General features: G+C 39.1%; 15 protein-coding genes and 2 riboswitches. Of the genes, 6 read left to right on the top strand and 9 right to left on the bottom strand.

All coding sequences use genetic code 11. The features are described 5' to 3' along the window. Position 1: 1 nt before the first annotated feature. Positions 2 to 149: riboswitch (cobalamin riboswitch) on the bottom strand. Between the two features lie 25 nt (positions 150 to 174). Genes EMK97_RS06375 through EMK97_RS06360 form a run of 4 tightly spaced genes read right to left on the bottom strand, consistent with a single transcriptional unit; the run spans position 175 to position 3492 of the window. Further along, the gene (locus EMK97_RS06375; RefSeq protein ID WP_130600484.1) at positions 175 to 1056 is read right to left on the bottom strand and encodes a cobalamin-binding protein; all 882 of its coding nucleotides are present in this window, start codon (positions 1054 to 1056) and stop codon (positions 175 to 177) included. A gap of 1 nt (position 1057) precedes the next feature. Continuing rightward, positions 1058 to 1657: a cob(I)yrinic acid a,c-diamide adenosyltransferase gene (gene cobO, locus EMK97_RS06370; RefSeq protein WP_130600482.1), complete on the bottom strand. Its 600-nt coding sequence runs from the start codon at positions 1655 to 1657 to the stop codon at positions 1058 to 1060. Between the two features lie 28 nt (positions 1658 to 1685). Continuing rightward, positions 1686 to 2672: a FecCD family ABC transporter permease gene (locus EMK97_RS06365; protein ID WP_130600480.1), complete on the bottom strand. Its 987-nt coding sequence runs from the start codon at positions 2670 to 2672 to the stop codon at positions 1686 to 1688. Next, the gene (locus EMK97_RS06360; protein ID WP_130600478.1) at positions 2665 to 3492 is read right to left on the bottom strand and encodes an ABC transporter ATP-binding protein; all 828 of its coding nucleotides are present in this window, start codon (positions 3490 to 3492) and stop codon (positions 2665 to 2667) included. Before EMK97_RS06360 ends, EMK97_RS06365 begins: the two co-directional genes overlap by 8 nt. Before the next feature lie 43 nt (positions 3493 to 3535). Continuing rightward, a riboswitch (adenosylcobalamin-variant (AdoCbl-variant) riboswitch) is annotated at positions 3536 to 3629 on the bottom strand. Between the two features lie 232 nt (positions 3630 to 3861). Here EMK97_RS06360 and bfr (EMK97_RS06355) point away from each other — a divergent pair. Both bfr (EMK97_RS06355) and bfr (EMK97_RS06350) read left to right on the top strand, forming a co-directional pair. After that, positions 3862 to 4344 (top strand): bacterioferritin, encoded by a 483-nt coding sequence (gene bfr / locus EMK97_RS06355; protein ID WP_130600476.1) that lies wholly within the window; start codon positions 3862 to 3864, stop codon positions 4342 to 4344. 8 nt (positions 4345 to 4352) lie between these two features. Further along, positions 4353 to 4820: a bacterioferritin gene (gene bfr / locus EMK97_RS06350; protein WP_130600474.1), complete on the top strand. Its 468-nt coding sequence runs from the start codon at positions 4353 to 4355 to the stop codon at positions 4818 to 4820. 28 nt (positions 4821 to 4848) lie between these two features. Here bfr (EMK97_RS06350) and EMK97_RS06345 read toward each other — a convergent pair whose 3' ends face one another. From EMK97_RS06345 to EMK97_RS06335, 3 genes are all read right to left on the bottom strand, one after another. Beyond that, positions 4849 to 5043: a (2Fe-2S)-binding protein gene (locus tag EMK97_RS06345; RefSeq protein WP_130600472.1), complete on the bottom strand. Its 195-nt coding sequence runs from the start codon at positions 5041 to 5043 to the stop codon at positions 4849 to 4851. A 144-nt stretch (positions 5044 to 5187) separates the two neighbouring features. Next, positions 5188 to 5808, bottom strand: a complete 621-nt coding sequence (locus EMK97_RS06340) for a TetR/AcrR family transcriptional regulator (RefSeq protein WP_130600470.1) — start codon at positions 5806 to 5808, stop codon at positions 5188 to 5190. An 18-nt stretch (positions 5809 to 5826) separates the two neighbouring features. Next, entirely contained in the window at positions 5827 to 7053 is a 1227-nt protein-coding gene (locus tag EMK97_RS06335) for a threonine/serine exporter family protein (RefSeq protein WP_130600468.1), read from the bottom strand. Positions 7054 to 7254: 201 nt separating this feature from the next. Here EMK97_RS06335 and EMK97_RS19030 point away from each other — a divergent pair, with 201 nt between their 5' ends. From EMK97_RS19030 to EMK97_RS06325, 3 genes are all read left to right on the top strand, one after another. Continuing rightward, on the top strand, positions 7255 to 7428 hold the full coding sequence (locus EMK97_RS19030) for a hypothetical protein (RefSeq protein WP_170176728.1): 174 nt from the start codon (positions 7255 to 7257) through the stop codon (positions 7426 to 7428). Positions 7429 to 7511: 83 nt separating this feature from the next. Continuing rightward, positions 7512 to 8282, top strand: a complete 771-nt coding sequence (locus EMK97_RS06330; protein ID WP_130600466.1) for a class II aldolase/adducin family protein — start codon at positions 7512 to 7514, stop codon at positions 8280 to 8282. Between the two features lie 32 nt (positions 8283 to 8314). Next, positions 8315 to 9490 carry a mandelate racemase/muconate lactonizing enzyme family protein gene (locus EMK97_RS06325; protein WP_130600464.1) on the top strand — a complete coding sequence of 392 codons (1176 nt, stop codon included), beginning with the start codon at positions 8315 to 8317 and terminating at the stop codon, positions 9488 to 9490. A 4-nt stretch (positions 9491 to 9494) separates the two neighbouring features. Here EMK97_RS06325 and EMK97_RS06320 read toward each other — a convergent pair whose 3' ends face one another. Beyond that, a complete protein-coding gene (locus EMK97_RS06320; protein ID WP_130600462.1) occupies positions 9495 to 10397 on the bottom strand; it encodes an amidohydrolase family protein in 903 nt (300 codons plus the stop codon). A gap of 13 nt (positions 10398 to 10410) precedes the next feature. Next, positions 10411 to 11136 (bottom strand): SDR family NAD(P)-dependent oxidoreductase, encoded by a 726-nt coding sequence (locus tag EMK97_RS06315; protein WP_130600460.1) that lies wholly within the window; start codon positions 11134 to 11136, stop codon positions 10411 to 10413. A 130-nt stretch (positions 11137 to 11266) separates the two neighbouring features. Between EMK97_RS06315 and EMK97_RS06310 the strand changes: the two genes are divergently transcribed. Beyond that, a complete protein-coding gene (locus tag EMK97_RS06310) occupies positions 11267 to 11695 on the top strand; it encodes a DUF3010 family protein (RefSeq protein ID WP_130600458.1) in 429 nt (142 codons plus the stop codon). Positions 11696 to 12007: the final 312 nt, after the last annotated feature.

Here is a 12007-nt window from a genome sequence, read left to right as displayed (position 1 = left end):
AATGAATCTATTATTTTAGGCCGGTCTCCGGACTTAAGTCATTCCTTCTTGAATCACTCACACCGTTGCGGGGGCAGTATTGGCTTACCAATTTCCCGTTTCACCTAATTATTAAAATATAATTAGACACCTAAAAAAGTTAATAAATGCTAAAGGTGGTTATACCAATTGATTTCACTTGGTATTAGTTCCTTTGGCGGTTTTTGGCAAAGTGATACGAATACTATCAATCTCTGCACATAATTCTTTTAATGCCGTTAAACTACGTGTCGTCATACGGTGTAGCGCATCGGCATTTGGCTGTAGTATGCGCTTATTTTTAACCGCGGGAATAACTGGCCAGTCTTGCCAATTAAATCCTTCTCGCTCCGTTTGATTCACGGATAATGGTTGAATAATTAGTTGCACTGACATAGCAAGCACTTGCTCAACGCTGATTTGTGGATATGGCGTTGCGACTTGTTCAAATGGATTATAAGCCGCGCAAGTGGTTAAAAACTCTTGCGGCCAGCTGTTTTTGGCAACAGTCGTTAGCGGTCTAGACCATAACTCATAAAAGGTCGTTATTTTTTCTTTGCCTTTATAAGTGCTTTCTATGTGTGCTAATTGTTGTTCAAAGGCTTTTGCAACTTGCTCACCTTGCTGTTCATTGCCAGTCACTTTGCCAAAATAGCGTAGCTCTTTTGCTATATCGTTAAAGGTGTTTGGTTGTGAATAAATAATGGTAAAACCAAGTTGCGCTAATCGCTGTAAATCATCACTCGGGTTACCACTTTTCCAAGCGATGATAATATCTGGCTGTAGTTCGATAACGCGTTCAATTTGTAAGCGTACATAATTGCCAATACGTGGAATTTTTTTGGCAGCTTCTGGGTAATCAGCATGCTCAGTTGTACCGATTATTTGTTCGCCAGCACCGACATCATAGAGCATTTCTACGATATGTGGTGCTAATGCAAGTATGCTCGGTTTAGTGCTTGATTGCTCACTAGCATGACTGAATGTGCTCGCTAGGAGCAACACGGCATAGGCGAAAAGGTGCTTGGCTTTAATCATGTTACCAGTCAATTCCTTGTTGAGCTTTAATGCCGCTGTCAAAGGCGTGCTTCACTGATTGTACTTCACTTACTGTGTCAGCCAAATCAATAATGGCGCGATGACAGCCGCGACCGGTAATGATGACATGTTGATTTTTAGGGCGGCTGTTAAGGGCTGTTATCACTTCGTCTAAATCTAGGTACTTGTAAGCTATCATATAAGTAATTTCATCAAGCAAAACCACATCAATATTATTATCTTGCAGCATTAGTAAGCACTGCTGCCAAACCTTTTGCGCAGCTTTGGTATCTTTTTCTTTATCTTGGGTTTCCCAAGTAAAGCCTGTTGCCATGACGGAAAATTTAACGCCAGCATTTTCAAGCAGACTGCGTTCACCGCATGCCCAATTACCTTTGATAAATTGTGCTACTGCAGCATTTAAACCATGACCAACCGCGCGGGCAACTGTGCCAAAACCTGAAGTGGTTTTGCCTTTACCGTTACCTGTGATCACGATAAGAATTCCACGCTCTTCTTGGGCGTTATCTATACGTTTATCGACATTCTCTTTTACTTGCTGCATCCTCTTTTGATGCCCTTGTTTTTTTTGCTCTGTCATAGTATTTCGCTTTATTAAAAGTATTAAATTATTGGCTTATTCGGCTTTTATACATAATAAAAAGGAAGAACAAGCTACCTAGTGCTGAGGTGATTATTCCGATTGGGATTTCTGCGTGCATTAAGCTAGAGCGCGCGACCACGTCTACCCAAATTAAAAAACTGCCACCAATTAAGGCACTGCCAAAAATGAGTTTTAATGTAGTGACGCCCACTACTTGCCTGACAATATGTGGGATCATTAAACCGACAAAGCCTATACCGCCACAATAGGCGACAATAGTGGCGGTGAGTGCGGCGCATAATGCCAGCATAAGTAATCTTAATTTATCAACATTTACCCCTAAACTTGTTGCACTGTCATCACCTAACAGTAGTGCATCAATTTGTCGGTGTAATGCGAAAATAGCGATAAGTGAGGCAAGTAAAATGGCTGCAATTACGTAGAAATTATTCATTTCGACTCTCGCTAAGCTACCCATTAACCAGAAAATGACGCGGTTGGTTGCGAAGGGCTCGCCAAAATACAAAATAAACTGTGTTAGTGCCGCAAGCATAAAGGATACAGCAACACCTGCTAGCAGCATTTGCTCCATGCTTTGCAGTACTTTAGCAATAAACATAACTATGATGACTGATAATAACGCACCAAGAAATGCCGCTAAAGGTAGGGCTATCGTCATTTCGTTAGCTAAGGAGATACTAGCAACGGTAGCACCTAAACCAGCACCTGAGACAATACCAAAAAGATAAGGATCAGCGAGTGGGTTACGTGTGGTGTTTTGCAATATAGCTCCGGCTACTGCTAGGCCCATACCTGCTACTAATGCCACTAAAACACGCGGAATACGCACTTGCCAAATGACTGTATGGCTAATCGCGTTATTGCATTGAGAAAATAAGCAATGCATAAGCTCTGAAGTGCTAATATTTGCCGGGCCAAAGGTGATTGAAGCGGCTAGCGAAAACACTGTTAGGGCAATAAGGGCAATAAAAGTGAGTTTAAGCTTAGTCATTGCTATGATTCCTTAAGGCGTTACTTTCACTCACTTTAGGTAGGTAAAAAGAGACTCGTGTTGCCTGAGTGACTGGGTCTATATCTTGTTGGCAAGGTAAACCAAATACCTCAGGTATCACACTTTGACTGAGCATATTTTCAGGTGTGTTATCAGCCACTAGTTTACCTTGATTAAGTAGCAATAAGCGCTGACAGTATTGGCTGGCAAGATTTAAATCATGCACTGTCATAATCACGGTAATGGGCAGCTGAGATACTAGCTGTAGTATTTGATGTTGATAGTAAACATCAAGGTGATTGGTTGGTTCATCCAAAATAAGGATATCACTTGATTGCACCAGCGCTCTGGCAATAAGTACCCGTTGCTGCTCGCCACCGGAAAGCTCATGATAAGCGCTATGCAGTTTATACCTTAAACCTACTTTATTAAGCGCTAATTCAATTTGGTGAAAATCATGGTCAGTATCGAAAGAGAATAACTTTTTATAGGGTAAAAGCCCCATTTTCATGATCTCTAGTACAGATAAAGCAAAGCTTGCCTCATTATTTTGCATGACCATAGCAAAATGTTGTGCTAGTTCTTTTGCTTTGTATTGGGTAATTTTTTTATTTTTTAGATGAATACTGCCACTGACACCTGAGCGAAAATGTGACTTTAACTGTTGGGTAATACACTTAAGTAAGCTTGTTTTTCCTGAGCCATTTGGCCCAATAATGCCCAGCACTTCGCCTTTGCTGACATTAAAACTAATGTTTTGCAAAATAGGCTTGCCAGCAGCGTGCCAGCTTAAGTTTTGAACGTTAAGCAAAGTTGACATGTAATTCTCTCGTGTATTCCCGCACGGTTAAGTATGGAGCGATTTACTAGCTAGCTATCTGACTTTGTGCCTTAGATGAGGCCCTTCACAGTTGCGGGTACAGTGGTGGAATTTCGCCACCTTCGTTAGCATAGTAACTCATTTAATTTGCGCTAAGTTTACCTAGGTCATACTGATTTATCAAGTTTTAGATGTTTAGATGGCTATTTGTTGCTGAGTTTTCTGTTTGAATGCTGCAAATGATAATGATTTTTAATTGTATGTATATGATTTAGTTACATTTTATCGGAAAATAAATTAGAGCTTTGGCTTTTTATCAACTAAGCTTTTACTCGGTGATATTACATTTATTTAATTTTGAGGTGTGTGATGAAAGGTAGCGATAAAGTAATTGCCAGTTTAAATGGCTTACTTCATAACGAGTTAGCGGCTGTAGATCAGTATTTTATTCATTCGCGGATGTATGATGATTGGGGCTTACATGAGCTATACGAAAGACTTAATCATGAAATGGAAGAAGAAATTACTCATGCTGATGCGCTGATCAAGCGTATTTTATTTCTTGAAGGCACGCCAAACATGAAAGATCGCCGCGATCTTATTATTGGCGATGATGTACCTTCAATGTTAGCGAATGATTTAGTGCTGGAAATGGAAGTAGTTGCAGCATTAAAAGCAAGTATTGCTTTGTGTGAGCAGGAAGGGGATTATCAAACCCGAGAAATGTTAGAAACCTTGCTTGAAGATACCGAAGAAGATCATGTTTATTGGCTTGAGAAGCAATTAGGTTTAATTAATATGATTGGCTTAGCAAATTATTTACAAACTAAAATGGGCAAAGAAGCAAGTTAGGAGGATTTATGAAAGGCAGTAAAAAAGTTATCGCTTTACTAAATAAGGCGCTTGGCAATGAGCTGGTCGCTATAAACCAATATTTTCTTCATGCTCGTATGTACAGGAATTGGGGATTAGAAGAATTAGATGAAGCTGACTATAAAGTTTCTATTAAGAAAATGAAGACGGCAGATGACTTAATTAATCGCATTCTATTTTTAGAAGGCTTACCAAATTTACAAGATTTAGGTCGATTAAAAATTGGTGAGAATACTGTTGAAATGATGCAAGCCAATATGGATTTAGAGTATCAATCAAGAGCGGTACTGCAAGAGCTTATTGCTTGTTGTGAAGCTGAACAAGACTACATAAGTCGAGAATGCGCAGAAAAATTACTTGAAAAGGTTGAAGAACAAATTGATTGGATTGAAAGCCAGCAATATTTAATTAATCATGCTGGCATCGAAAATTATTTAGAATCTATGATGAGTTAAGAATTGAATGTAGAGGCAGTAGTATTAATTAAGCGACTGCTGCTTCTGCTTCAGAAATTTGCATTAATCTGCTATTAAGTACTTTTTTAGTACATTGGCAGCATTTACCACATTGTGAGCCTACGTTTAGCTCTTGAGAAAGTTTTTTCATTGAATGAGCGCCAGCATCAATGGCTGATTCTATTTCACTGTCGGTGACACCATGACATAAACAAACGTACATACTATTCTCTAACGGGTAATCATATAACTTCGAATGTACGTATAGTAAACGTAATGATAATAATTATCAACAAGATTATTGCTGTTAATTTGATCTGGTCGGTATTTTATTATCTTTATAATGATTTAGTTCTTAAAACATGAATTATTTTTGATGGCTAGCTGGGCTGTTACTTAAAAATAATTCTATGGCACAATCGCACATTTCATTTAAATGGCTGGCATCGGCGTAGATACCATCTATTACAAGTTGCGCTAAACCATGTAATGTAGCCCAGGTAACTTGCGCTAGCCTTAGTGCTGATTGTGACTTTGGCATTAAGGCTTTTTCTTGCAGTGTTTTGACTATATTTACTTGATATTGAAAACTTGGGTAAGCAGTGTTTTTTAACTCGTTAGAGCTATTGTTATTTTTCCATAAGGTATTACCAAACATCAGCTGGTAAATCGCTGGATTTTGATAGGCGAATTGTACATAGTTATGGACAAATTCTTGGTACATTTCTTTTACAGAAAGTGCAGGATTATTAAATGTTTGCTCTGCTTGTTGTTGCCATTGCATAAACCCTTGGGCGGCAATGGCGCTAAGTAAATCATTTTTATCTTTAAAGTGATGATAAGCCGCAGTTCTTGATACACCAACGCGCTCAGCTAGTTTTCTTAAAGAGAGGGAGTCTATGCCTGACTCTTGTAACATCAGCGTCGCACTGGTAATTAAACTCGTTCTTAAATCGCCATGGTGATATTGCTTGTTAGGACTTTTCATTGATGTATATGGCAACCCTTAAAGCGTTTTTCTGTGCGGTAAAGCGACATTAGAAAAAATAATACCCGCGACAAGCGACATAAAAATCAAAAACGTTTGTGAGCCTAAATCGGCAACATCGAGCATTTGCTGGCCTGATACTAGGCTGTTCAAGCCGATATAAACTTTACTACCAGGTACGAGTACAACCAGACCAAGTAAGCGCACTATACTCGAAGGTAAGTTCATTATTCGAGAGAATAAATTACTATATAAGCCAAGAGCAAAAGCGCCAACAAAAGCGCCTAATGCGATACCTAAGTAGTTACTTGCCCAAACACTGGCACCAAAGGCGATATAGCCGGAAATAATTCCCCATGGCGCATCTTTAAGGCGGGCTCTAAAAAGAATAACTAAGCTGATGGATAATATGGTGACGGCTACCCATGAAGTCCATGTCGGCATAGCTTCAGGTGGAACAAAGCTGACCTCTCCCCACATTAATTTACCGAGCGCCATACCTAAGACACCACCAAAATACAGCTTAAATAGCACCATGACGCTATCCATTATTCGCGCGGTTCCTGACATTAAGTGACGAGCAGCTAATTCAGAAAGACCCACCGTTAAGGACAAGCCAGGAATAAACACTATGATGGTAGATAGTATTACCATCGGGATGTTAATACTTGGATCTATTAAAGAAATAGCTGAGGCTAGTAAAGATGCTGTTAATGCTGATAGCGGCTCAAGTAATTCTGTAACACGTCTTGAACGCTCAGCCCAAGCAACAAACATAAAGGTAACAAAGCCAAGCAAAGTTGCCCAAAAAACGTCATTCCAACTGGTGTGCATTAACATAGCAAAAGCACCACTTGAGGCGCCAAAGGCTAAGAAAGTTAAAAACACGCCATAGGGTGGTGGCTTTTTATTCACCTCTTTTAAACGTTCTATCGCTTCTTCTAAGGTGCGCTCGCCATTGATTAATTCATCAACAAGTTCATCAATACGGGCGAGTGAGCCTAAATCTATCTCGCCGGGGGTAACACGAACTAGGTGATTGTACTGCTGATCATCTTCATCGTCAGATAGAATAAAGGTTAAAGCGGTTGGCGTAATAATAAAAGATGCGCGTATATCAAGAAACTTCGCGATAGAAAGTAAATTATCTTCTAATCGGTATGCCGTTGAACCTAGTTTGTGCAGTGCTTTTCCCAAGCGAATAATAAATTTACGTTTTTGATAAAAATTATCTGTTTGAGGCATGTTAAATATTGGCGATAGCGGTTACTAAGGCTAATGTTAATAGATTTTGATAATTAAGTGAATTTTCTTCAAAAAATAACTGCTTGCTAATGTGTCCTTAAATATAGACTTAAGATATGCAAATTTGATTTAACTAATGCATTAGCAACTCACTTACTATATTGTTTTAGCAAAGCTAACTGTTTTGTTTAGGAATATTATATGGCGTTATTAGCTATTTTGGCTGGCGTGTTCGTTGCTGTTTTTATCATGGTGTTTTTAGGAGAGCGTTTTGGTAAGCCGATGACGGCTAAACAACAAGCAAGTTACAGTAAAATTGCGGTGGTGTTAGTGTTTGTTATTTTTATCACTGCCATCATAAAAGGTATGCTGTAGTAGTATTATCAGCAATAAAAATGATTTATCACACGATAACTTAACTAAAAATAACTTAACCAAAAGATAACTAAAGAGTGAATATGTATCAGTTACCTCAGGTAGATTTAAAAAATAAGGTGTCAGCACAAGAGTGGCAGGTGAGAGTTGATTTAGCCGCTTGTTATCGATTATTACAAATGCATGGTTGGGATGACCTAATTCATACCCATATTTCAGCACGTATTCCTGGTACTGAGCACATACTTATTAATGCATTTGGTTTAGCGTTTGAAGAAATAACCGCGTCAAATCTCGTTAAAATTGATATTGATGGCAATATTATTGACCCAGATTGCCCGTTTGAGATAAACCCAGCTGGCTTTACTATTCACAGTGCTGTGCATGAAGCAAGGCATGAAGATATGTGCGCACTGCATGTGCACACCAATGAGACCATAGCCGTTGCCAGTACACAAGAAGGCTTATTGCGTTTAAGTCAATACTCAATGTTTGCATTAGCGTCGATGAGTTACCATGATTATGAAGGCTTAGCGGTTAACGCAGATGAAAAACTGCGCCTACAAAATGACTTGGGTAATGCCAATTTTATGTTGCTGAGAAATCATGGCGCATTAACTATGGGCAAAACCATAGGTGATGCTTTTATGCATATGTATGACTTAACTCGTGCGTGCCAGGTGCAATTACAAGTGATGGCAACAGGTATGGATCCTGTTTATGCTCCGCAAAGTATTATTGATGGTATTAAGGCGCAAGCCGCTATCGTTCACAGTGGTGAAACCGGCGGACAAAAAGCTTGGCCAGCTATGGTTCGTCGCGTATTTCGAAATGATCCAACCTTTGCCCAATAATGTACCTATTTTACTAGTTTCAGAGAGAAAAAATGAAAGTAACTCATGTAGAAATTTTTGATATTCATTGCCCAGAGCGTCCACCGTGGAACCCTGTTTTTGTTCGTGTGTACACCGATGAGGGCATTACTGGGGTTGGTGAAGCTGGCTTAGCTTATGACTGGGGACACAGCGCAGCCGCGGCAATGATTAAAGAAATCAGTGAAGCGGTATTGATTGGCTTTAACCCGTTTAATACTGAGCTGCTTTGGTCACGTATGCTACGAGAAAGTTTTTGGGGCTTAGGTGGCGGCCCTGTGCTATATGCCGCGATGAGTGCTATTGATACAGCGCTTTGGGATATTAAAGCAAAAGCATTAGGTGTGCCTGTTTATCAATTACTTGGCGGTAAAGTTAACGACAAATTAAGAACCTATGCCAGTCAGCTTCAGTTTGATTGGGATAAGGAGTGCAAAAAGCTGATTGAGCCGCAAGAATATGCTGAAGCTGCGCTAAAAGCGGTCGCTGAAGGGTATGACGCGGTGAAAGTTGATCCGATTGTTTATAACAAAGATGGTAGCTCATCCTTTGATCGAACTAAATTGTTTACCAAGCCACAAATGCGCCTATTTGGCGATAGATTAAGAGCTATTCGTGATGCGGTTGGTGAAGATGTCGATATTATTTTTGAATCGCACTCATTGATGGGCGCCGCTTCTGCTATTCAAATGGGTAAGGTTATCGAAGAAGTTGGCTGCATGATGTATGAAGAGCCGGTTAATTACTTAAACTCTGCGGTACATAAGAAAGTTTCTGATAACGTTAATGTACCTATTGCTGGCGGTGAACGCCTTTATCATCGCTGGGATGTTCGTCCTTATTTTGAATCGCAAAGCATTGACGTATTGCAGCCTGATGTTGGTTTATGTGGCGGCTTTACTGAAGCTAAAAAGGTGTGTGATTACGCTGATGTGTATGATATTCGGGTACAAGCGCATGTTTGTGGTGGCCCTGTGGCGACAGCTGCTTCATTACATTTAGAAACAGCGATTCCAAACTTTTTAATTCATGAGCATCACACTTATGCGATTAAGTCGTGGAATAGAGAGTTATGTATTCAAGATCCTCAACCTGTGAATGGCTTTTTTGAAGTAACAGAAGTGCCAGGCTTAGGCATTGAGCTAAATGATGAAGTCGTTAAAAAGTCACCTTTCGTAGTGGTTAAATAGCCCGCTAATTATTTTCCGTTATTGCTATTTGATAATTAGAAAGCGCATTGTCATAAGATAATGCGCTTTTTTCATTTATCGATAAAGCTTGTATTGCTTTAGAGCCGATGAGTTCTTGCCAGTAACTTTGATAGCTTTGCTGACTAAATAAACACAAAGGAAAATTACTCGCTAACATAACACGCTTTGTTGTAAACGCTTCTAGACAAGTATTGAGGCATTGCTCCACCCAATGAGATGAATAGTTACGATTAATCATTTCCCAGCCTGAGCACTTAATCGCGATATTAGGCAAGCAGGCTAACTGGGTTAGATTTTTATGCCAGTGTTGCCAAGCAGAGCTTTTGCTATTTAGCGCAGGAAAGCCCATATGGTTAATAATAAACAAGGTATCTACTTGCTTACTTATTAATTGAAAAAGTAGCTCACAAGCTGGTGTGTCGGCAATATTTAGCTGGCTTTCAAAAATGAGCTTATTCTGGCGACTGTAATTGTTTAATTGAGTAAAGTTAGCTTGTGCTAAGTCATTTTTAAGTATCGATAGCGCTTGCTCATCTAGAATATGACGAACACCAATAAAGCTCGATTGCGTGCTTAATTTTTCTAATGATTGCGCAAACTCGACTTGGCTATCAAGCAAGTTAATGCCTGCAATGCTGCGAAATGCTAATTGACAGCTTGATTCAAGATAACTTAATTCTCGCCAAGGCTTTTCGTTATCAAAGCCTGCTTCAATGTGAACAAAACCTTGCAACGATAAATCCTGACTTAGGGTTATATCTGTTTCGTCAAAACTGCGATTAATTTTGTCTTTATCAGGCCAAAACGGCGGGTTTTCATCTTTTAGCCAATGATATTTACCCTGGCTTAAAGCAAACAGGTGCAGATGTGGGTCGATAATCTTCATAATAAAAACTCGGTTATTGCGCTGTATAACCGCCATCAATAACTTGCAAACTACCGGTAATAAAGCGTGCTTTGTCTGATGCTAAGAAAAGTACCAATTCAGCGACTTCTTCTGGCTGCCCCAAACGATTCAGTGGTTGTAGCTTTTCTTCTTCACTATGAACTTGAGCTTTGTCGGCGCCTGATTTAGCACAGTAAGCGTCAATGGCTTTATGATAAAGCGGAGTTTCAATTGTACCTGGGCATACGGCATTGGCGGTGATATTAAAACTGGCGTAATCAAGGGCTGTGGTTTTTGCCATGGAAGCCAAGGCCGCTTTACTTAGGTTGTAAGCAAAAGAGTTTTGTTTGCCTATAATGGCTTGATCTGACGACATAAGTATTATTGCACCTTTGTTCTGGGCTTTCATACTTGGTAATACGGCCTTAACTGCAGCGTATGCACCTTTTACGTTGATATTAAAAACTTTATCAAAATCAGCTTCGCTAGTATCTTCAATTGTTGCCGAGAAGTGAATGCCTGCGTTTGAAACCAGTACATCAATAGGACCTTGTTTGGCAATCGTATTAATAACTTGGCTAACTTGTTGAGTATCAGTGATATCACATGAGCAAAATTTACCAACATCAGAAGGCGATATATCTAAGTTGTATACTTGATAGCCTTGTTGCACAAATAATGTCGCTACGCTTAAGCCGATGCCTGAGCTACCGCCAGTGATCACACATACTTTTGTCATAAGTTTTAATTTTTATCATTTTGTCATAGGTTATGCTCGTTATCATACCTAGGTGACAGCGTAACTTCCATTTACTTTACAAGAGTATTTGCGTGTATAATGGCGGTAATTTAATAATTGAGGTTTTTTCATGAAAGTATGTGGTGTTGAATTAAAAGGCAATGATGCAATTATTTGTATTATGTCGCGTGAAAATGGTTTGTATGATATTCCTCGTACACGAGTACAAAAAATATCGCTAGCGGATGCGGCGGATGCTGAGCAAGTGAGAAAGTTTCAATTTACTTTTGCTAAATTGATGGAAGATTACCAAGTGACACATGTTGTGATTAAGGGCAGAGCGCTGAAAGGAAAATTTGCAGGTGGCCCTGTGAGTTTTAAGCTTGAAGCGGCAATTCAATTAATTCCTAACTTGGCAGTTGAAATTTTATCAGCAAGCTTTATTAAAAAAGAGCTAAACCGTACGGAAATTGATATCGACTTTCGTGATACTGGCTTAAAACAATATCAAGAGCAGGCATTTAATAGTGTCTTTGCTTATTTAGAAAGTTTGCACTAACTCCATAAGTATTCATGCTGGTTTGCTAACTATTCATTTCTTTTTTCTTTTATTGAGCTTGAGAGTCTATTTTTCTTAAGCTCTTTACTGTTTTATCCATCCTTTATCTTGTTAGCTACTCGTTAACAAAATCGTTTCAATTATGAAAATTTGACTGTATTCAAACCTACATTTATGCGTTCTGCATGGTTTTTGTTGTAATTTTAAATTTTGTATCTTTTTGATTTTATTTGAATTAATTGTTTTTGCAACATTATATTTACACTGTGCCATATGCATTGATGTAAAAAATCTGTAAAAAAGCTGTTTATT

It is taken from the genome of Litorilituus sediminis, from assembly GCF_004295665.1.
Taxonomy (GTDB): Bacteria; Pseudomonadota; Gammaproteobacteria; order Enterobacterales; family Alteromonadaceae; genus Colwellia; species Colwellia sediminis.
The sequence above is the reverse complement of the archived record's forward strand: the minus strand, read 5'-3'. Positions and strand labels throughout refer to the sequence as shown.